The sequence below is a fragment of the Paenactinomyces guangxiensis genome (assembly GCF_016055185.1).
Lineage (GTDB): Bacteria > Bacillota > Bacilli > Thermoactinomycetales > Thermoactinomycetaceae > Paenactinomyces > Paenactinomyces guangxiensis.
Genome location: NZ_JAECVR010000015.1, coordinates 64743 through 86122, shown reverse-complemented (window position 1 = coordinate 86122; position 21380 = coordinate 64743). Strand labels below are relative to the sequence as shown.

Sequence of the window (21380 nt, the reverse complement as noted above, 5' to 3'; positions counted from 1 at the left end):
TCGGATAGTTTTATTAAAATCTATTGATAGATGCGCTGGATGATTTCTTCAATCCCGGGTTCAGTCATTTGGATATCGAGCAGTTCTCCCCAGCTGCTCACCTGTGCCAGTAACGCAGGGACAGATGTTTTGTTCCGGTCGTAGAGAATCGTCACTTCATCCCCCCGGACGACCACTTTTTCACTCAGGGGAAGCGGTTTCTCCAGCGGATGATTTTTATATTTGATATGGATCATGCTGGGAAGACCGATCAGTTTTTGTAACTGTTTCAATGTTCCATCCAGAATTATTTTACCATGATTGATAACAATCACACGATTACATAAGTATTCAATATCATCCATGTCATGCGTGGTCAGCAAAATTGTTTTCTTTTGTTTTTCATTCATTTCCTTTAAAAATTCCCTCATTCTCTTTTTTGCAACCACGTCCAGACCGATCGTGGGCTCATCAAGGAAGAGAACAGGCGGGTCATGGATTAAGGCTGCCGCCAAATCGGCGCGCATCCGCTGGCCTAAAGAGAGTTTACGTACAGGTGTCTCCAAAAAATCTCCAATCCCAAGCAGATGATCATATTGTTCCAGAAAGTTCCGGTATGCATTTGCACTCACTTTATACATTTGCCTCAGAATCTCGTAGGAGTCCCGCAAAGGGAGATCCCACCACAGTTGTGTTCGCTGGCCAAATACAATCCCAAACAGGCGGGCCAGCTTTTTTCGGTCTCTTTGCGGACTGTAGCCCATGATCAATACATTGCCGCTGGTGGGGTGCAGGATTCCGGACAGCATTTTGATCGTTGTCGATTTTCCGGCACCATTGGGACCGATATATCCCACACATTCCCCTTCCCCGATTTGAAACGAGAGATCACACACCGCCTCCTTTACTTCATACTCCCGCGAGAATAATGAGAGAACCGCCCCCAGCGGCCCCTGTTTCGTCCGGTAAACCTTAAATTCTTTTCTCAATCTGTCTGCTTCGATCATCTGAAACGCCCTCAACTCCCCGTACTATGATAAAACTGAATCCCAAAACGCCAAAACTTAAGCGACAGAACAACAAATAACACCGCAAAGACAGGGGAAATAACCAGATCCCACAGGTCACCTCCCTTGTGTAAAAGGAAAGTAGCCGGAAGGTAATTCATAAACCCGACAGGCAACACAGTAAAAAAAATGATCTTTAACCAGCCGGGATAAATGCTGATCGGGTAATTGGCTGCGTTGAAAGGGGCGTACAGGGTAAAAGACTGAAAATCTTTGACCCGCTGTGTCCAGAAAGCGATGGTTGCCGTCATCAATCCTAACGCAAAAGAAATGAGAAATCCGGATAGAAGCGCAATTGGAGTGTACAACACAAGCAGAAGCAAATCAGGAGGAGATAAAGACAGGCGACTGAACGATATCAGGAGAATCAAACCACCTTGTACCATCCCTCCCAACCGGCTAAAGTCCAAGTTTTTCGAGATCAGCAGGGTTAACGGGGAAACCGGCCGGATCAGCAGGCTGTCAAATTCTCCGTCAATCATATACTTATCAAAGTTGTGAATCTCCGGGGCGATCAGGCGGTAAGCGGAGATAGAAACGGAAGAAATTCCGTATAAAACACCAATCTCATAGATGCTCCAGCCTAAAATATTGTCAAAGCGCAATAAAATCGCTGCCAGCAAAACAAAATCGATCACCATGATCAGCCCGTTTGCCGCCGCCGAGAGCAGAAAATTTATTTTGTACTGCATGCGCGACCGGATACTGGCAGTGAGCAGAGTCCAATACATCTTCATCGTTGCCATCAGCCTCCCTGAATCTCGAGCCGCTTTCTCGCCTGTCTGGTCATACAAATACTGAGCCCGGCAAGAATGAATCCCCATGCAAGCTGAATGATCAGCGGTTCAACCGGTGTGTTGGGGACTTGCTCCAGATAAATCATCACCGGATAGTAAATGGAACAGGCAAACGGCAGGTAAAGAGGAATTTGCGAGAGGGAACCGGGCAAAAGGTCAACCGGCACCATTTGTCCCCCCAACCCGAACAGCAGAGTGATATAGGTGAGATGAGCCCAGCTGATCTCCGTTGTCCAGCACGCGGAAATCCCAAGCAGATAGTTCATATTTAAGCTGACGAATATGCCCAGCAGGATGGAGGCCAGGGACCAGAAAAAGGTTATCCCGTTTGCAGGCACATAAAAACCCACGGTAACTACGAAGACAAGGCCGATGGGTAGACTGCGGAACAAAAAATTGTATGCAATTTTGCCGACTTCCTGACTGATGCTGATGAGAAAAAAAGAGGCCGGCCGGGCCATTTCAATACTGATCGCACCTGTTCTCACGCTGTCTTGGATCTTTAAGCCCGGTGTCATAAAACCGGTAATCCATAACAGGCACTGAGTAAATGCCATATAATTCGTCATATCCGTGACATTGTAGAGATCCGGCTGTTCTTTTCCCGTCAGTATCCCGGTCCAAATAGCGATGTAGACAAAGCCGAAGATCAGACTGCCGAGATTGTTAATAAAATGTGCCATTCTGTACTGCAATTGAAGAATATAACTTTTTTTGATCAATTCCCAGTAAACCACTCAATCCCCCCTGCCATATATTGATATGATCCTGTTCCTGAGTCCAGGGAAAAATTATTATACTACAAAAAGTCTGATTTTAAATACCCTTTTTTGTATCTTGGGGAGGAAGGCGGAATTCTGTTTAGCTCCCGGTTGGTGCCCTGCAAGGAAATGGAAATGGCCGCTCCAAAAAAAGATGGGGGATATTATTCCCCCACCCTTTAGCGGCTCATCATTTGAGAAGCCATAGCAACAAGACGCTTTGTCATTTCCCCACCAACTGATCCATTGGCACGGGCAGTTGTATCCGGGCCAAGATCAACTCCAAACTCTTGGGCAATCTCGTTCTTCATCTGATCGAGAGCTTGTTCTGCACCAGGAACGACGAGTTTGTTTCTGTTTCTTGACATCTTCTTCAACTCCTTCGCCTAGGGTTGGTGTAAAACGTCTTGCTGGAATTATTTTAACCTCATAATGATTTCTTAATCGCCAGAATGAAAAACAGATAGTATGCGACTGGTCAACACAAAAAAGGAAGACCTCAGCAGATCTTCCTTTGAACCGGCCCGTTTATGAAGTTTGTGCAATCTGCTGCGTAAATGGTTCCATCTCTTTTTCCATCCGTTTACGGTCCCTTTTTAGAATCGGCGCCAAAAACTGACCGGTGTACGAGCCCTTGGCTTCAGCCACTTCTTCAGGCGTCCCGACAGCGACGATTGTTCCTCCGCCGCTTCCTCCTTCAGGTCCCAGGTCAACAATATAATCGGCTGTTTTGATTACGTCCAGATTATGCTCGATCACCAGAACCGTATCCCCGTTTTCCACCAGACGTTGCAATACCTTTAACAGGCGGGCAATGTCGTCAACATGAAGTCCTGTTGTCGGCTCATCAAGAATGTACAGGGTTCGGCCTGTGCTCCGCTTATACAGTTCCGACGCCAGTTTAACCCGTTGCGCCTCCCCGCCGGACAGCGTCGTTGCGGGTTGCCCCAACTTCATATAACTGAGGCCGACATCATACAACGTTTGTAATTTCCGCTTGATGCGGGGAATGTTCTGGAAGAACTCAAGAGCTTCCTCGACCGTCATCTCCAGCACATCGGCCACATTTTTGCCTTTATATTTAATTTCCAGGGTATCCCGGTTATAACGTTTCCCTTTACACTGTTCACACGGTACATAAACATCGGGCAGGAAATGCATCTCTATCTTGATGATCCCGTCACCGCGGCAGGCCTCACAGCGTCCTCCTTTGACATTGAAGCTGAAACGCCCTTTTTGATAGCCGCGCACTTTGGCTTCCTGGGTGGAGGCAAACACATCACGGATATCATCAAAAACCCCGGTGTAGGTGGCCGGGTTACTGCGCGGTGTCCGTCCGATCGGTGACTGGTCAATACTGATAATTTTATCGAGATGATCCACGCCGGTTATTTTTTCATGTTTTCCCGGAACTGCTTTTGCCCTGTTCAATTCTCTGGCCAGCGCTTTCAGCAGGATTTCGTTGACCAGCGTGCTTTTACCGGACCCCGAAACCCCGGTGATGCAGGTGAAAACACCAAGCGGAAACTTCACATCGATCTTGCGCAAATTGTTTTCGCTCGCTCCGTACACTTCCAGCCATTTTCCATTGGGCTCCCTGCGTGAGAGAGGGACCGGGATAAATTTGCGTCCGCTCAAATATTGTCCGGTCAAAGAGTTTTCATTGTCCATCACTTCTTGCGGAGTTCCTGCCGCCACTACCCGTCCGCCGTGAGCGCCGGCACCCGGGCCGATATCAATAATGTAATCGCAGGCCATCATGGTATCTTCATCATGTTCCACCACAATCAATGTGTTGCCGAGATCCCTCATTTTTTCCAGAGTGGCGATCAGCCGGTTGTTGTCCCGTTGATGCAACCCGATACTCGGCTCATCCAGGATATATAAAACTCCCATCAAGCTGGAACCGATCTGTGTCGCCAGGCGAATACGCTGCGCTTCCCCACCGGAGAGGGTTCCGGCCGGACGGTTCAGGGTTAAATAGTTTAACCCTACATTGACGAGAAACCCAAGGCGGCTCGTGATCTCTTTCAATATCTGGCGGGCAATTTGCATCTCTTTGTCTGAAAGGGAAAGTTCCTCAAAAAAGTGAAGGGCATCCGAAATGGACAGGCGGGTCACATAGTCAATATTTTTGCCGCCAACCAGCACATGAAGCATTTCTTTTTTTAAGCGCGCCCCCTGGCAGGTCGGGCATGGTTTGGTACTCATGTATGTCTCCATCTGCTCGCGGACCATTTCCGAACCTGTCTCCCGGTACCGGCGGTTCAGATTGTTGATCACCCCTTCAAACCGGGTATTTGACTCCCTTGACATGCCCATATCGTTCGTGTAACGGAAAAGGAAACGTTCTTTGGAACCGTATAGAATCAGATTCTGTTCTTTTTTGGATAACTGATTGAATGGCTTATTTATATCGATATCAAAGTGGGCACAAACCGCCTCCAGCAACTGGGAGTAGTAGTTGCTGGCAGAAGAGGCCCAGGGGTCAATCGCTCCTTCAGCGAGAGAAAGATTCCGGTTGGGAATGACCAACTGCGGGTCCATTTCCATGCGGTTGCCAAGTCCGTCACAGGTGGGACAGGCACCAAAGGGGCTGTTAAACGAGAACATGCGGGGCGAAAGTTCATCGATACTGAATCCGCATTCCGGACAGGCTAGATTTTGGCTGAAAAGCATTTCTTCGCCGCCGATGACATCTATCAGCACTTCTCCGCCTGTGAGATTGAGGGCCGTCTCAATCGAGTCGGGCAACCGCGTTTCAATCCCCGGTTTTACCACAACGCGGTCGACAACCACCTCAATCGTATGCTTTTTGTTTTTCTCCAGTTTAATTTCATCGGAGAGATCCATAATTTCTCCGTCAACCCGAACCCGCACATACCCCTGCCGGGCAATATCCTGCAAGAGTTTTACATGTTCCCCCTTGCGCCCTTTTACCACCGGAGCCATGATCTGGATGCGCGTACGCTCTGGCAATTCCAGCACGCGATCTGCCATCTGCTGAACGGTTTGCGAAGTGATCCGGGTACCATGCTCCGGGCAAAAAGCATGTCCGATCCTGGCAAACAGCAAGCGCAAGTAGTCATAAATTTCGGTTACCGTTCCCACGGTTGACCGGGGGTTGCGGCTTGTCGTTTTTTGGTCGATGGAGATTGCCGGAGACAACCCTTCAATTACATCCACGTCCGGCTTATCCATCTGGCCGAGAAACTGGCGGGCATAAGCGGACAACGACTCCACATAGCGCCGCTGCCCTTCTGCGTAGATCGTATCAAAAGCCAGTGATGATTTCCCTGACCCGCTTAAACCGGTCACAACAACAAACCGGTCACGGGGGATGGTTACATCAATCTCTTTTAAGTTGTGTACGCGCGCACCGCGAATCACAATATTTTCTTGTGCCATGAAAAATTAAGCTCCCTCCGCTTTGAGTTCCATAATCAGGTCACGCAATTCAGCAGCCCGTTCAAATTGGAGTTCTCTGGCAGCTGTTTTCATTTCTTTTTCCAGTTGCTCGATCAGCTTTTGCCGCTCTTTCCGGGACAATTTCTTCGACTCTGAGGAAACGTTATACTCTGCACTCTCTTCTGCCACTTTGGTCGCTTCAATGACATCCCGGACCTTCTTCCGGATCGTCTGTGGAGTAATCCCGTGCTTTTGATTATACTCCATCTGAATTTGCCGTCTCCGTTCCGTCTCATCAATCGCTTTGCGCATCGACTCCGTGATCGTATCCGCATACATGATCACTTCGCCATTCGCATTACGGGCAGCACGGCCGATCGTCTGGATCAAAGAGCGCTCGGCCCGCAAAAAGCCTTCTTTGTCAGCGTCAAGAATGGCGACAAGAGAAACCTCCGGCAAATCCAGTCCCTCCCGGAGGAGGTTGATTCCGATCAATACATCAAACTCACCGAGGCGCAGATCACGTAAAATTTGCATCCGTTCAATCGTTTTAATGTCGGAATGCAGGTAGCGTACTTTAATTCCCAATTCTTTCAGGTAGTCGGTGAGATCTTCAGCCATCTTCTTTGTCAGTGTGGTGACAAGTACACGCTCATCGCGGGCAATACGCTGATGGATCTGGCTGATCAGATGGTCGATTTGCCCCTTGATCGGTCGAACATGAATGACCGGATCCAACAGCCCTGTGGGGCGAATAATCTGTTCAATCACATCCGGCGCATGTTCCAGTTCATACGGCCCCGGCGTTGCCGAGACAAATAAGATTTGCTGAATCTTTTCCTCAAACTCGCTAAATTTGAGCGGCCTGTTATCTTTGGCAGACGGAAGGCGAAAACCATGTTCTACCAACACATTTTTCCTCGCCTGGTCTCCGTTATACATGCCATGGATTTGCGGAAGGGTTACATGGGATTCATCAACAATGATCAGAAAGTCATCCGGGAAATAATCCAGCAGAGTATACGGAGCTTCACCGGGCTTTTTGCCGACCAGATGGCGAGAGTAGTTCTCAATCCCGGAACAGAACCCCACTTCACGCATCATTTCCATATCATAACGTGTCCGCTGCTCAAGCCGCTGAGCCTCCAACAACTTCCCCTGGCTTCTCAATTCCGCCAGCCGCTCTTCCAGTTCTGCTTCAATGTCCCGAAGAGCCCGTTCCATCACTTGCGCGCTGGTGACATAGTGGGAAGCAGGGAAAACAGCCACATGCTCACGTTCTCCCAGAATTTCACCAGTCAACACATCAATCTCACGGATCCGCTCAATCTCGTCACCAAAAAACTCAACCCTGACTGCCTGCTCACTGCGGGAAACAGGGAAGATCTCCACCACATCTCCCCGCACACGGAAGGTCCCGCGTGTAAAGTTCATATCGTTTCGCTGATACTGGATATCTACCAGTTTGCGCAACACTTCATTGCGGTCACGCTCCATGCCGACCCGGAGTGACAACACAAGATCCCGGTATTCAGCGGGTGAACCCAGACCATATATACAGGAAACACTGGCAACGATAATGACGTCTCTGCGCTCAAACAGGGCACTGGTCGCTGAATGGCGCAATTTATCAATTTCATCGTTAATCGAGGCATCTTTCTCTATATAAGTATCAGTGGACGGAATATAAGCTTCCGGCTGATAATAATCATAATAACTGACAAAATACTCCACCGCATTATGCGGGAAAAACTCTTTCAACTCCCCGCACAACTGGGCGGCTAGTGTTTTATTGTGGGCGATCACCAATGTCGGTTTATTGACACGGGCAATCGTTTCTGCAACGGTAAACGTTTTTCCCGTTCCGGTCGCCCCCAGCAGGGTCTGGTATTTTTTCCCCTGTTTGACACCTTGAACGAGCTGTTCGATTGCCCGGGGCTGGTCTCCCTGAGGACGAAACTCTGAGACCAGCTGGAACTTATTTTCCACGGTATCACCTCGTTTCTGTCATAAGTGTTATTATATCATATCCGCAAAGCAGGGAGAACGTTAGTTCTTTTTATGAATCTCCATTTCAATTATTTCTTCTCAAATCAATGCTTCCCTTTTCCAGGAAGCAGTTACAAGTAATCTAAATCATGTCACACCCATGAAAAAATCTCTTCGTTCATTTCGTGCTATAATAAACGAAGCTTTTATACAAAAGAAGGAGTGTTTACAAGTACAAAAAGGGTAAATAACAGCAGAAACTATTTTTTGATTGGTATAAAGAAGTTTCCAGGAGATGAGAAACAGTCATATAAAATGTAGAAATAAGCAGACACAAGTAGAAAAATAGAGTTAATGATCAATTTCAAAATCATCTTCTTGGTCGAACGTATGATCGAGGAGGTGAGTGGATGCCCAGAGCATTTAAAACAGAGATTCATCCCACTCTGGTATATCCAGTTGCACAGTGGAACAGAAGGCAGACCGTTTCTATGTCTCGGTCCTCTTCAAGTCTGTCCCTCCAGGGAACAATGAAGGGAAGTGGAAAGATCAGCCCTTCACCACGGGAGTGTGGATTGACCTGGGGATCCAACGGCTCGCTATCGTGAGCAATGGTTAAGAGTTTAAGAATATCAACAAGTCTTCCGCTGTCAAACGTACGGGGAAACGGCTGAAAAAAGCCGGGCGGGCATTGTCCCGAAAGTACAAATCCAGGAAAAAGAGAGGTGAAAAACCTGCTGCTAAGTGCGGAAGCAACATACGCAAAAAATGTCCTGAGAGTACAAAAGTACCATCAACGCCTGGCCAGAATGAGGGAAGCGTATCGGGCATGGGTGGTGAGTGTCATCACGAAAACCAAGCCGGCATTCATCACCATCGAAAAGCTGCATGTGCACGGGATGAAAAAGAACCGGCATTTGGCGAAGTCTGTTTCAGATCAGGGATTTTATGACTTCAAGATGAAGCTGCTGAACACATGCAGGAAGATGGGGATCAAGTTGAGAGAAGTGAGTTCCTTCTACCCGTCCAACAAGACTTGTTCTTGTTGCGGGCATAAAAAATCAATCTCTCCCTGTCTGAACGGATGTTTCGTTGTGAACAGTGTGGATGTGAAAGAGACAGAGACCTGAATGCAGCGATCAATCTGGGAAAGGCAAAAGAATATGCAGTGTTAACTTGACTGACCTGCAAATATGTACCGATGGCTGGTCGGGAATTGACGCCTGTGGAGTGCTATATCAAACCGTAGTAGCGAGCAAGGGGTGGAGCGGGGCACGAAGAAGCAGGAATCCTCTGGCATGGACATGTTTGTCTATGTTTTTAGTAGCAGGTATGATCCGTTGGAAGGTGTCATAGTTCACACCTTAGATTTAATTTTGGTTCTATTTTTAGTTTTACTTAATGGTTTTTTTGTGGCGGCCGAATTTGCCATTGTAAAAGTGCGTACAACCCGGATCGCTCAGATTCAAAACAAACGCGGAAAAGCAGCCCAAAAAGTGTTATCCAATTTAGATGCCTATCTTTCAGCTACCCAGCTAGGGATTACCCTCGCATCACTTGGTTTAGGGTGGGTCGGAGAACCGGCCATTGCAGAATTAATCGATCCGGTGTTAAAGGCATTCAATCTGCCAGAGTGGGCCATTCATACAGTTTCGTTTGCGATCGCATTTTCACTTATTACATTTCTTCACATTGTACTTGGAGAAATGGCACCCAAATCACTGGCGATCCGTAAAGCTGAAAGTACTACACTCTGGACAGCCGCTCCGTTAAATTTGTTTTACAAACTGTTTAAACCTTTTATTTTTCTGTTAAACGGGTCTGCCAATCTCACTTTAAAACTGTTTGGCATTGAGCTGTCTGACGATACCCAGCAAGCACATACAGAAGAAGAGATTCGCATGTTAATCAAACAAAGCCATAAGAGCGGGGAGATTGACCAGACAGAGCTCACATTGCTAGACAATATTTTTGACTTTACTGAACGTGTTGCACGGGAAGTGATGGTTCCCCGGGTGAATATGACATGCCTGTATGCTGGCAAATCCTTTGAAGAAAACCTGAGTGTCATGAAGCAAACACATCACACCCGCTTTCCGCTGTGTGGAAATGATAAAGACGAGGTGCTGGGTATCATTCATATTCGTGATGTCTATCAACAAATGGCAGAAGGAAAAACACCTTCCTTATCCGGCTTAGCCCGACCGGCCCTGATGGTTCCGGAAACGATGGAGATTAAGGATATCCTGCGAAACCTGCAAAAAAAACGGACGGGAATGGCTATTGTTGTGGATGAATACGGCGGAACTTCAGGATTGGTTACAACGGAGGATATTATCGAAGAGATTTTCGGGGAAATTCAAGATGAATTTGACAATGAACAACCATTCTTTGAACAAAAAGGAAATGAGACATCCATTGATTCACATCTGCTGATTGAGGAAGTAAATGATTATTTCCAGTTGGACATCGAAGATCCGGATAATGATACGATTGGAGGATGGATCTTCTCACAGCTGGAAAAAGTACCGGAAATTGGGGATCGGGTCTCGTATGATCCCTATACGTTTGAAGTCCAGGAAGTTCATCAACGCCGGGTGACAAGGATTCTCGTAAAGCCGGTTAATCACGGGAGTGAGAATAACAATCATGCCATCGCTGAGCAGCCATCTATATAGGTAACTCCATCTATTCAATCGTTCCATGATTATTTATTTCTATCTTAATCCGCTCCATAAATCAAAGGAAGCCTGACGCGGGCTTCCTTTTTTATGTCTGGCAACCGGTATTAATCCCAGTATGTACACCTTACATATCCACGGAATTCTTTTTCAATGATTTTACCTGCTTGGAACAAAGCATCTTCTTGTCCGGTCGCAGTGGTCAATTGGATAGAAATCGGCATCCCCTCTTCATTTTCACCGACAGGGATAACAAGGGCTGGCAGGCCAAAACAATTCACATATGAAATAAATGAACTGAATTTAGATAAGTTTTCCGGTTCAGAGAATAACTCATCTACAACTCTTCCATGTTCGGGGGCGGGAGTATGATAAACGGGCAAAACAAGAACCCGTTGCTTGAAGTAATCAAGAACCTCTGATTCCGCCTGCGTACGAAGAGCCGTCACTTGTTCCCACTGTTCCGGGGAAGGCTTGATGGCCTGCGCAACTCCCAGAATCGTTTTGAAATAAGGATGCAGATGATCGAAATTCTCTTTTTCCAGACTGGGCATAAATTGCTCTCCACCGTCACTGGTCATCACAGCAGCCCAGAGTTGCACTGCCTGATCAAAATAAGGCGGAGACTGCTTACTGATTTTTACATGTTTGGACAGATACTGTTCCACTTGCCCGTATAAAGAGAGGGTGCAGGAGTCTAACGGATATTTCGGATCAATACGGGGAATAACAAATTCGACCTGATCTAACTCTTGTTTTTTCAACGGATGTTTAGCAATAATTTCATAAACCAATTCTGCGTCTTGAACTGATTTGGCCATAGGGACAATCCCTTGCATATCTCTTTGGAACGGCGGGCTAAAAGGTGGAAAATGTCCTTCATCCGATACTTGCTGTTTGCCTGATTTAAATCCGATGATTCCATTGAAATGGGATGGGAACCGAATCGACCCGCCAATGTCGGACCCCAGTCCGACCGCTGCACCTCCGACAGCGATAAATGCCCCTTCACCGCCGCTGGAGCCCCCTGCTGTTCGCTCAAGATTCCAGGGATTGTTGGTTCTACCGTAAACGTAATTGTCTGTTTCCTGACAAAGCAGAAAAATAGGCGTATTCGTTTTTCCAAGAATGACAGCTCCCTCATTTTTCAAAAGGCGCACTACATCTGCATCCTTTGGGTCACCATCATTCTTCCGGGATGATAAGCCGCTCGTTGTTTTCATCCCAACCATATAGAAAGATTCCTTTATGCTGACGGGAACACCAAACAGCTTCCCTTTAGCAGTTCCCTCCATGAGCTCCCGATCCCTCTCTCTCGCTTCATGCCGTGCCTGCTCAAAGCGATCCTCCACCATCGCATTGATATGCGGATTTACCTGTTGAATGTGTCGGATATACGTTTCTGTTGCTTCCTGAGAGGAAATTTCCCCCGCACGGATTTTTTGGGCCAGAGTGGTTGCATCCATGGACAAAATCTCTTTCATGAAATCCCTCTTTCTTATATTCAATCACCTTTTTATATTATAATAATTCGCAAAATGAATAAATCGGGTTTATTAAATAATATTTAAAAATAGATTATGAAATCTTTTTTTCACGGGTTACAGATACTCCCTAATGTAAAAATAAAAAAAAAAAGCCCTTGATCAGAAATCAAGACTAAAATGAAAAATGAGTAGAAAATCGCTTTTTATTGAACTAACGCACCCGTTACATCAATAAGCGTATGGTATTTTTTATTTGCTCAAAATGGTGAAGATCATGCTGAGCTAACCCTTTAAAGTATTCATACAAAGATAAAGTGGTTTTCCCAATTGAAAATTTTACTTCCCAACGGTCATTAGGAATTTCATCAATTGCTTTATAAAGTGCTTTTCTCGTAGAAACAAAATTATCTATTGTCACTCGTTTATTTTGCTCTCTACTAATAGAAGCTGACTTTTCATTTGTTTTCTCACTATCTGGACATTTAGGAAGCTCATGTTCTGAAAATAAATAAGGTAAACGCTTATGTAATACAAATTCATCCCAAGGTATAAAATGACCGATAATTTCTGCCACAGTCCATTTACCTTCGTGAATTTGAGCTCTCCATTCCTTTTCACTTAAAGTGTTTAATGATTTAACATACTCTATTGAGTTTAATTGATGCTGGAGAATTTCTTGTTTAAACTTATTCACTAAACCATCTCGCTTTTTTTAATATAATGGCCCCATTATAACATCAACTCTTATTAAACAAACCTGCCTCCGTTACTTTCAACTCTCATCACTCATTTGCCGTTTTACGGATTTTAGAGATGCGGATTGTTGCTGTTGTTTACGAAGTGTTTCAATTCGTTCACGAAGGCTAGGATGTTATACAAGTAAGACTTGGACACTCCTTGGAGCAGGAGACGGAGTTGAAGTTAATACGTCCAATTTCCTTAGTCAGCTGCTGAATTGCTTGATCAACCTTTTGGACGGTTTCTTCACGTTTCTTTTTAACCAGGGATACAATGGCGTCTGTTGATCGTTTATGCTTCATGATGATGCACCTTTTTCTTTGACAATTTGCCCGCTGTGTTCACTTCTTGTTTGGGTTCAGGATTCCTGATTCCAAGGGGAATGGCACCCACAATCCCCAAATGGCGCGGATCATCTTCGTATAATGCCTTTTGCATCATATGGCGGTCGAGCCGTTCATCCAACACTTCCAATTTGCAGAAAGCCGCTCTCTTTGTCTGTTCTTCCAACTCCTCCATCGACCGGACACGCACCCCGTTAAGGCGTTGGATAACATCACCTGATTTAATTCCCAGTGTGGCTGCCGGAGATCCGGGCAGAACAGCTAACACCTTTAATCCTCTTTGATCGGAAACGAAAAAAGGCTCTTTTTGTTTCTCCTGCCAGCGTCCCCATTGGTAGATTGTTTCATGCCCAAGGACGGCAAAAACGGCAGCCGCCCATAAAACTCCTTTCCATTTGGCAGCCGCAAGCATCAATCCACAAAGCATAATCCCGTAAAAGCAGGTAAGAGTGGAAGCGAGCCGCTTTTGTTGCTTTACCGGCTTGGAGATATTTAGCCTTGCGAAGGAGATAAAGACCGGGAGAGGCATCCAGCTATCGGCGGATAAAATCACCAGCGGAATCGGCCATCCTTTTTTCAGGAGAAACCCGTTTATCCATTGCCCCGTGCGATGCTTGATTTGGATCGGCAAAACGCCACGGTCTCCATCGACACGTATTAATGCCCATTCCAGTAAATGAACGATCCCAATCAGCCAGAGCCAGCCGGTTCCGGAAAACTGTTCCAACGAGTTCCACAGCTTATCCCAGCGTTCCGGGAATGGAGAAGATCCGAGTCGTTGCACTCCCAGGCTGGCAAGAGTGAGAATTCCCGCTGAATAGGAGAGACAGGAAAAGCGAACGCCTCCTGCGGAGAACAGCAGGGTAACTGCCCAGACCCATAAGAGTTCCTCTGCATCCATCTCCCATTCCATGGCGCTGAGCAAAAATGAAAGAGCCACACCGGCAGCCATTCCGAAGAACCAGTTTCTCAGAATGAGGGGTACAGGCGGCTCTAAACGGCGGCCAAAGCGCTTCCTTTCCAAACGAACAATCCATAGATTCTGAATCAGGGAAAGCAGACAAGCAAGAAATATCCACGGACTGGAAAATAGTGAAATCCAGGCACTTCCATAGCTGAGCGGATCATCCCAAAGGTAACTCAAGCCAGTTCCCCCTAAACAAAAAATTACCCTCAAATGGAAATCATTGTGAGGGTAACTTCGACATCCGTTTCCTAAATCCTTTTATTTGATCTTTTTCTTTAAAACCTGAACAGCAACCTGCAGTTGCACATCATTTTTAGGGTCCTGTAAGAGTTTGATAAAGGATTCCCGCAGCTGGTTGGCTGTCGCCTTGTTCAGCTGTCCGTTTACGGGCAGGTTTTTCGTCTTCTGGAAAGCTTTAACCGCCAACTCGGTACGACCGTCGAAATAACCATCTTTCCGGCCGGGATGAAAACCGAGCGCATCTAAAATGATTTGCATATTTTTTACTTCTACCGAGTTGTCATCCTTTTTCAAGGGCTTCACAGGGTCCGGCGGGAGTGCATGCTCATAATCGGGTGCCTTCACGGGAAAATCCGGCTTAATCCCCTTTGTACCTCCCTTTTGATCAATCCAGTTGCCTTTGGGAGTCAACCATTTTGCCATCGTCAGTTTCAGATTGCTTCCATCCTCAAAGTCTTCAGCAGATTGAACTGTTCCTTTTCCAAAGGAGGTTTCTCCTACCAATGGATATCCGCCCGATTCCTTCAAGGCAGCCGCCAAAATCTCCGATGCACTGGCACTTCCCTTATTGATGAGAACGGTAATCGGATATGGTTTGGCTTTTTCCAATTTTGAATTGTATTTAACCCGGTTGCCGGCCTTATCCTCAGTCATTAGCACTGTCTTTTTACCGGGAACCAACTGGTCCAACATCTCCAGGACAACAGGCAGCAAGCCGCCGGGATTATCCCGGACATCGATGACTAATCCCTTCATCCCTTGCTGTTCCAGTTTTTTCAATTCTTTGGCAAAGTCATCCGCTGTTTTTTCAGAGAACTGGGATAAAGTAATCCGCCCGATTTGATCCGGCAACATCTCAGCTGCTACCGTATTTAACGGAATTTCATCACGGACCACAGTGATGCGGAGGATATCACGAACTCCCGGGCGAACGATTTCCAACTTTGCTTTCGTTCCTTTGGGACCCCGAATTTTACTGACCGCTTTATTCAGATCCATTCCTTCCAGACTTTCCCCATTCACTTTGATCACCTGATCCTCGGGACGAATGCCGGCTTTTTCAGCAGGCGAACCCTTAAAAGGTGAAACAATGGTGAGGCGGCCATTTTTCATCGTTACTTCCGCACCAATTCCGGTGAATGAGGACTGCAGATCCTCTTTAAACTGGTTGGCTTGTTTGGGGTCCATATAAGCGGAGTATGGATCGCCAAGGGAGGTAACCATTCCTTGAATGGCACCGTCAATCAACTGTTCATCGCTTACGTTATGGACATAGTTTGATTTAATCAGGCTAAAAGCTTTTTTCAGCTTCGCCGCATGTTCATCAAATCCCTGTGTCCCGGAGCCGGAGGAGAAGCTCCCCGACAGCAGCGCCTCTGATCCGGCGGTCAGCCGATCCAGCAACCCTCCGTTTCCGACCATCAGTGCTGTTCCCAAATTGCTGAATACAATGGAAACCACCACAATAAATGCAACTGTACGACCACGAAAAATCACGCAGACACCACCTTTTGACCGCCACCCATCAGACGATCCGAGTCAATCAGACTTGTACATTCCACAATCTATGAAAGGAGATGGAAAAATAGTCATCCATTTGGCTGGCAGGTCTTTCATCCCGTCACTTCATCCACTGCTTTGGATTGACGGATGGCGGATTCTCCCCATGTCCATAGCGCACTTCAAAGTGCAAGTGAGGCCCTGTGGAATTGCCATTGTTTCCAATGGAGGTAATCCACTCTCCCGCAGATACTTGTTCACCGACCCGGACTCTGACTTGCGAGGGGTAGCTGTGTGCATAACGGGTAAATACATTCTTACCATTTTTATTCCCATGATAGATCGTAATCAGCCATCCATATCCGGAAGAAGCTCTGCTGGAAACTACAACCCCATCTGCGGCAGCGAAGATTTTTGTTCCCACGGGTCCGGCGTAGTCGACCCCGTCATGCATTTTGCGGGATCCGAAAATCGGATGGTAACGGTAACCCCAGCCCGACGTTTCCCTTGCGTTGGCAGGACGGCGGAGCGGCCCGGCGTAAGGGAATTTTAATGTTCCATTGCGCCATTCTTCCAGATTGATTTCGATCAACTCATCTTCATGCAGCTCTTCAAATTCATGGATCTCACTCAGTTTTGCATTACTATTTTTTAGTTCTTCCATCAGCTTGTTATAAGCTTGTTTCGATTGTTGTACTAGTTTGTCTTGTTTAGCAATCTGATCATCGTACTTCTTTTTCACTTTTTTTACTTCCTCAACAGCTTCCTGATGCTGTTTCAGCAAAGCATAATCTTGCTTGACTATAATCCGTATCAATTCAAACTTGGCGAGGAACTCATCAAAAGAATTCGACGACAGCAGAGAAGACATATGATTCAGCTGGCCTTTTTGGTATATATTGCGAAATCTCCGGTTAAAGACTTTATTTACTTCTTCCAATTTAGCTTCTCTTTTTCTCAGTTCAACCAGAGTTGGTTGTACCTCTTTCTCGATTTGCTTAATCTTGGCGTCTGCTTCCTCCATGATCTTTACTTGTTCTGCCATAATCTCATTTGTTTTTGCCATTTTCTCTAAAATCTTTTTTTTCTCTTCGCGCTTCTTCTCAAACTGTTCCCTTATATCCTCCGCTTTTGCCCCCTGAACCGGAAGTCCTGTAAAGATAATAGTAGTGGCAAGGGTTAACACAATGAGTTTCTTCTTCATATGCCTTTGATGTGCCCTCCCAATCTGCTATTCCCAAATCAATCTTTTTCACACACTTATTCTGCGTGATCCTGACCCATGTACATTATCGTAACACAGAGTAAACAGGGCTACAGATAGAAAACTTTGTTAAAATCATTTTCCAATTGTATGTACGCCACGTCACCAAGCATAAAAGAGAAGCCGGGTCCGGTCCGGTTGTCATTTCCGGGTAGTGCTGCCAGACCGGCCCGGAGAGAGACAGAACAAGATTAAGGCAGGTACTTCATTGGGTCCACCGGATTTCCGTTTTTATGTACCTCAAAATGCAAGTGAGGGCCACTGGACCGGCCATTGTTACCAATTGAGGCGATTCGTTGTCCCTTCCTGACTTTATCCCCTACACTCACAGTCACAGTGCTGCGATACATATGGGCATAAAGTGTAGATAAGCCGTTTCCGTGGTTAATCACAACATAGTAACCGTAGCCGCCTGGGTTTGACTTCGTCAATGAAACCGTACCTGAGTCAGCCGCATAGATCGGTGTCCCGATACTGTTGGCAACATCGATTCCCTCATGCATACGCCCGCTGCGCCATCCGTATCCAGAAGTGACCTTTCCATTAGCCGGCCATTGAAGTACGCCTGTCCCGCGTCCGCTATACATTCCGTTTGCCTCTCGTACCAGGCGGTTCTTCTCTTCGATCGCTTCTTTGGTCAGCTCTTCCTGATGTTCCAACTTTTCCAAGTTATTCGTTTGTTTTGCCAGAACGCTTTTTATACTCTGGTATTCTTTTTGGGCTGCTTTGAGAATAGGGGCTTGTTTCTCTTTTTTGGCCTCAACTGCCGCCTTCTCTTTCTCGATTTTATTCTTGGTTTCTATATATCCCTCTAAGATTGCTCTCTCCCGTTTGAGAATAACCCGCAACGTCTCATAGCGGGTGAGAAATTCACTAAAACTATCTGATGCCAACAGTTGTGCCGTATAGTCCAGTTCATTTTTTTGATACATGCGCACCAGAGTTTCTTTAAACTGTTTGTCCTGTTTCTCTAACAGCTTCTGGTTGTCCAGAAGTTTTTTTGTATGACTGGCAATCTGCTCATCCAGCTTGCCAACCTGCTCTTCCAATGCTTGCAGCTTTTTCTTTTTCTCATTCAATTCCGCTTGCGTTTTATTGAGATCCGTTTTTGCTTTTTTCTTATCCTGTTGAATTTCCTTGAGTTTTTTTTCAGGATTGGTACCGGTAGCAAAAGCCGGTTCGGCGACCCATGTACTGAAAGCCAAACTTACTGCCAGCACACCTACGAGTAGTTCCCGTTTCAAAATCACGCTCTCCTCCCCGTCAGGTAGATAACTCTGTCAGTTTTTCAGTTTCATCAACGAAAGTACGGCATGGGATCAACCGGAGTACTATTTTTTTGTACTTCAAAGTGCAAATGAGGGCCTGTCGATTGGCCATTGCTTCCCACAGCCGCAATTACTTGCCCGGGGGCTACAGTCTGTCCTTTTTTCACCTTAACCGTTTGTGCATACATATGAGCATAAAGAGTGGACAAACCATCCCCGTGGTAGATGACGATGATATATCCGTAACCGTTGGACGGGCGGGATTCAATCACTTCACCGGATGCAGCTGCTTTAATCGGAGTTCCCAAAGCAGCGCCGATGTCAATTCCTTCATGCGTCCGGTAAGTCTTTTTGATCGGGTGGTACCGCCGGCCAAACGGAGACGTGACCGTTCCTCCATCCACCGGCCAGTTGAATTTGCCACCCGTATAGGAGGGAATTGTGCCGCCGGCCAACTCTTTTTGTCTCTCACGCTCCCGGGCTTCCCGGGTAGCTTTTTCCACCAGATCCGCCACTTCTTTTCGCGCTTTTTCGTTCTCTGCTTCCAATTCGTTCAAGCTGGTATCAATGGAAGCCACTTTGCTTTGATACTGCTTTAACTGTGCCTGTAAATCTTCATAGATTTTGTTGGCATTTGCTTTTTGTTGTTCCAGTCTCGCCAGATCAGCCTTCAATTCTTCTTGCGCCCTGGCAACTTTCCCAAGGTCTTCCTGGTAGCCATCCATCAGCTGGCGGTCTGCCCTGGTAACGATGGTAATCAAATCTAACCGGGCCACAAAGTCTCCGAACGAGGAAGATTTGAGCAGGGTTTCCAAATAAAAATTATCACCCTTCACATAAATCGTGCGAAGGCGGTTATTAAAGATTTCTTTCCGCTTCGACATCTGCTGCTCAAGACGGTTAAGTTCCTGCTGGCCTTTTTCAATTTTTTGCTCCAGTTCATACACTTTTTTATCAAAGGTGTTTAATCTGCTTTCCATCTCTTCGATATGGGCCAGAGCATCTTTTTGATCCTGTTCAGCCAGTTGTTTCTTTTTCTCCAGTTGCAGAATCTCTTTATCTCTTTGTTTGATTTCTTTCTTTTTTTGTTCAATACCGGAGGAGTCTGGCTCAGCCGAACTAAAACGGACGGGCAGCAGCGTGAAAAACAAGGCAAATACCATCGTCCCAACAAGAACTTTCCGCTTCACGACAATCCTCCTCGCAGTAAGTTTCGATCAGATTTTCAAGAAACGACGTATCGAGATAATACTTCCCGACATCCCGATTGCCGCGCCGAGAGCAAAAATACACAGGGCTACATAAACTCCCAGTTCCAGCATGGGCATTAATTTCAAAATGGAGTATTCGCCAACCTCAAGGGAACTTAACGCAGCTTGATATAAGATAAGTACCAGCCCTATAGGTACAATCGCACCCATAACACCGATAAATGCCCCCTCAATAAAGAACGGCCAACGGATAAACCAGTTGCTCGCCCCCACCAGCCGCATAATTTCAATCTCCTGGCGCCGGGCAATAATGGTGAGTTTAATTGTATTGGAAATGAGGAAGGCAGCCAGTACAGCCAGTCCCAATCCAAATACGAGAACCACATTTTGCACCCACCCGGAGAAATTTAACAGGCGGTCAGTGACTCCATCCCCGGAATCTGCATCATCAATGCCGTCAAACTTCTCAACTTCCGCCTCAACCTGTTTGATCTTTTTCGGATCTTTCGGTTCAACAGCGATAATATCAGGAAAGGGGTTTTCCCCTTCTCCTTCCATCTCCGCGAAAATCTCTTCACTGCCTTCTCCCCAGGAAGCTTTCATTTGTTTGAGACCCTGTTCTTTGGGAATAAAGGTTGCTTTTTTTACAGAGGGCAACGCCTGGATATCTTTGGTCAGCTCTTCCTGCTGTTTCGCATTATACTGTGCGTTGACGAGCGCACGGATCGCAACCTGCTTATTCAATTCCTTGGTCATATAGTTGATGTTAAAGGCGAAGACGAGGAAGATTCCAAAGATAAACAAAGTTACCGCAACTGCGCTGATCGCGGAAAAACTCATCCAGGTATTCCGTTTTACACCCCTGTACGCCTCACGAAAGTGACGAATCATTGTGTCAATCTTCATAACCGTATTCGCCTCCTTCTTCGTCGCGCACAATAAGTCCTTGTTCAATGGCGATGACACGCTGGCGCAAGGTATTCACAATTTCTTTGTTGTGTGTCGCCATGACCACAGTCGTTCCGAGATTGTTGATCTCTTCGAGCAAATACATAATGTCCCAGGAGTTTTCGGGGTCCAGGTTCCCTGTAGGCTCATCAGCAATGACAAAACTCGGATTATTGACAATTGCGCGAGCAATAGCGACCCGTTGTTGCTCACCGCCGGAAAGCTGCGAAGGATAAGCATACATACGATCTGCTAACCCTACCAGTTCCAACACTTCTTTTACGCGTGACTTAATTTTCCTTCTCGGAGTTTCAATTGCTTCCAGGGCAAATGCAACATTATCATAAGCGGTCATATTCAATAGTTTAAAGTCTTGAAACACGACCCCAATCTTGCGCCTGACGTGAGGAATTTTCCAGTCACGCACCCGCTTGACATTGACGCCGTTAATCAAAACTACTCCATGCGTTGGTTTTTCTTCACGATACATCAATTTGATAAACGAGCTCTTTCCTGCTCCACTGGGGCCTACAATATAAACAAACTCTCCTTGATCGATGCGGACATTGATTCCACGGAGGGCTTCCACTCCATTGTCGTAGACCTTCCAGACGTCATGCATCTCAATCACAGAATCACCTTCCAGGGTTTCTATGTTAGTCTTGTGGTTCTATCTATCTCTGTAATTATATATAGTATCAAAAATAGAACTTATCATCACCTGGCAATGA

Annotated in this window: 18 protein-coding genes and 1 pseudogene; 3 read left to right on the top strand and 16 right to left on the bottom strand. The window is 46.3% G+C overall.

The window, feature by feature from the left end:
- Nucleotides 1-20: 20 nt before the first annotated feature.
- The 6 genes from I8U27_RS14095 to uvrB all read right to left on the bottom strand — a co-directional run bounded on the left by I8U27_RS14095 (nt 21) and on the right by uvrB (nt 8001).
- On the bottom strand, nt 21-986 hold the full coding sequence (locus I8U27_RS14095; RefSeq protein WP_181752648.1) for an ABC transporter ATP-binding protein: 966 nt from the start codon (nt 984-986) through the stop codon (nt 21-23).
- 11 nt (nt 987-997) lie between these two features.
- The gene (locus tag I8U27_RS14090; RefSeq protein WP_181752650.1) at nt 998-1783 is read right to left on the bottom strand and encodes an ABC transporter permease; all 786 of its coding nucleotides are present in this window, start codon (nt 1781-1783) and stop codon (nt 998-1000) included.
- A gap of 8 nt (nt 1784-1791) precedes the next feature.
- Complete coding sequence (locus tag I8U27_RS14085) at nt 1792-2580, bottom strand: ABC transporter permease (protein WP_181752652.1); 789 nt, start codon at nt 2578-2580, stop codon at nt 1792-1794.
- A gap of 203 nt (nt 2581-2783) precedes the next feature.
- The gene (locus I8U27_RS14080) at nt 2784-2972 is read right to left on the bottom strand and encodes an alpha/beta-type small acid-soluble spore protein (RefSeq protein ID WP_181752654.1); all 189 of its coding nucleotides are present in this window, start codon (nt 2970-2972) and stop codon (nt 2784-2786) included.
- Between the two features lie 160 nt (nt 2973-3132).
- A complete protein-coding gene (gene uvrA / locus I8U27_RS14075) occupies nt 3133-6012 on the bottom strand; it encodes an excinuclease ABC subunit UvrA (protein ID WP_181752656.1) in 2880 nt (959 codons plus the stop codon).
- A 6-nt stretch (nt 6013-6018) separates the two neighbouring features.
- The gene (uvrB, locus tag I8U27_RS14070; RefSeq protein WP_181752658.1) at nt 6019-8001 is read right to left on the bottom strand and encodes an excinuclease ABC subunit UvrB; all 1983 of its coding nucleotides are present in this window, start codon (nt 7999-8001) and stop codon (nt 6019-6021) included.
- An 809-nt stretch (nt 8002-8810) separates the two neighbouring features.
- Between uvrB and I8U27_RS21165 the strand changes: the two are divergent.
- From I8U27_RS21165 to I8U27_RS14060, 3 genes and pseudogenes are all read left to right on the top strand, one after another.
- A pseudogene (locus tag I8U27_RS21165) lies at nt 8811-9017 on the top strand (RNA-guided endonuclease TnpB family protein); the annotation flags it as partial.
- A gap of 68 nt (nt 9018-9085) precedes the next feature.
- A complete protein-coding gene (locus I8U27_RS21050) occupies nt 9086-9181 on the top strand; it encodes a transposase (RefSeq protein WP_258567790.1) in 96 nt (31 codons plus the stop codon).
- Nucleotides 9182-9341: 160 nt separating this feature from the next.
- Complete coding sequence (locus I8U27_RS14060; protein ID WP_232345514.1) at nt 9342-10679, top strand: hemolysin family protein; 1338 nt, start codon at nt 9342-9344, stop codon at nt 10677-10679.
- A gap of 110 nt (nt 10680-10789) precedes the next feature.
- Here I8U27_RS14060 and I8U27_RS14055 read toward each other — a convergent pair whose 3' ends face one another.
- From I8U27_RS14055 to ftsE, 10 genes are all read right to left on the bottom strand, one after another.
- A complete protein-coding gene (locus tag I8U27_RS14055) occupies nt 10790-12166 on the bottom strand; it encodes an amidase (RefSeq protein WP_181752662.1) in 1377 nt (458 codons plus the stop codon).
- 226 nt (nt 12167-12392) lie between these two features.
- Entirely contained in the window at nt 12393-12863 is a 471-nt protein-coding gene (locus tag I8U27_RS14050) for a DinB family protein (RefSeq protein WP_181752664.1), read from the bottom strand.
- Between the two features lie 169 nt (nt 12864-13032).
- Nucleotides 13033-13209: a hypothetical protein gene (locus I8U27_RS14045; RefSeq protein WP_232345513.1), complete on the bottom strand. Its 177-nt coding sequence runs from the start codon at nt 13207-13209 to the stop codon at nt 13033-13035.
- Entirely contained in the window at nt 13199-14395 is a 1197-nt protein-coding gene (locus I8U27_RS14040; RefSeq protein ID WP_181752666.1) for a PDZ domain-containing protein, read from the bottom strand. The genes I8U27_RS14045 and I8U27_RS14040 overlap by 11 nt, the downstream gene beginning before the upstream one ends.
- Nucleotides 14396-14476: 81 nt before the next feature.
- Nucleotides 14477-15955, bottom strand: coding sequence for a S41 family peptidase (locus I8U27_RS14035; RefSeq protein WP_181752668.1), 1479 nt, complete (start codon nt 15953-15955; stop codon nt 14477-14479).
- Between the two features lie 124 nt (nt 15956-16079).
- Nucleotides 16080-17162, bottom strand: a complete 1083-nt coding sequence (locus I8U27_RS14030; protein WP_181752670.1) for a peptidoglycan DD-metalloendopeptidase family protein — start codon at nt 17160-17162, stop codon at nt 16080-16082.
- A 251-nt stretch (nt 17163-17413) separates the two neighbouring features.
- Entirely contained in the window at nt 17414-18466 is a 1053-nt protein-coding gene (locus I8U27_RS14025) for a murein hydrolase activator EnvC family protein (protein ID WP_181752672.1), read from the bottom strand.
- Nucleotides 18467-18519: 53 nt separating this feature from the next.
- Nucleotides 18520-19680: a murein hydrolase activator EnvC family protein gene (locus I8U27_RS21160; RefSeq protein WP_198065884.1), complete on the bottom strand. Its 1161-nt coding sequence runs from the start codon at nt 19678-19680 to the stop codon at nt 18520-18522.
- A 27-nt stretch (nt 19681-19707) separates the two neighbouring features.
- On the bottom strand, nt 19708-20607 hold the full coding sequence (gene ftsX, locus I8U27_RS14015) for a permease-like cell division protein FtsX (RefSeq protein ID WP_181752674.1): 900 nt from the start codon (nt 20605-20607) through the stop codon (nt 19708-19710).
- The gene (ftsE, locus tag I8U27_RS14010; RefSeq protein ID WP_181752676.1) at nt 20597-21280 is read right to left on the bottom strand and encodes a cell division ATP-binding protein FtsE; all 684 of its coding nucleotides are present in this window, start codon (nt 21278-21280) and stop codon (nt 20597-20599) included. The genes ftsX and ftsE overlap by 11 nt, the downstream gene beginning before the upstream one ends.
- Nucleotides 21281-21380 lie beyond the last annotated feature (100 nt).

Excerpts from the sequence above, each read along its gene's own strand:
- I8U27_RS14080 (WP_181752654.1), bottom strand. The coding sequence starts at position 2,972 with ATGTCAAGAAACAGAAACAAACTCGTCGTTCCTGGTGCAGAACAAGCT.
- uvrA (WP_181752656.1), bottom strand. The coding sequence starts at position 6,012 with ATGGCACAAGAAAATATTGTGATTCGCGGTGCGCGCGTACACAACTTA.
- I8U27_RS14045 (WP_232345513.1), bottom strand. The coding sequence starts at position 13,209 with ATGAAGCATAAACGATCAACAGACGCCATTGTATCCCTGGTTAAAAAG.
- I8U27_RS14055 (WP_181752662.1), bottom strand. The coding sequence starts at position 12,166 with ATGAAAGAGATTTTGTCCATGGATGCAACCACTCTGGCCCAAAAAATC.
- I8U27_RS21050 (WP_258567790.1), top strand. The coding sequence starts at position 9,086 with ATGTTTCGTTGTGAACAGTGTGGATGTGAAAGAGACAGAGACCTGAAT.
- I8U27_RS14095 (WP_181752648.1), bottom strand. The coding sequence starts at position 986 with ATGATCGAAGCAGACAGATTGAGAAAAGAATTTAAGGTTTACCGGACG.
- I8U27_RS14090 (WP_181752650.1), bottom strand. The coding sequence starts at position 1,783 with ATGAAGATGTATTGGACTCTGCTCACTGCCAGTATCCGGTCGCGCATG.
- I8U27_RS14030 (WP_181752670.1), bottom strand. The coding sequence starts at position 17,162 with ATGAAGAAGAAACTCATTGTGTTAACCCTTGCCACTACTATTATCTTT.
- ftsX (WP_181752674.1), bottom strand. The coding sequence starts at position 20,607 with ATGAAGATTGACACAATGATTCGTCACTTTCGTGAGGCGTACAGGGGT.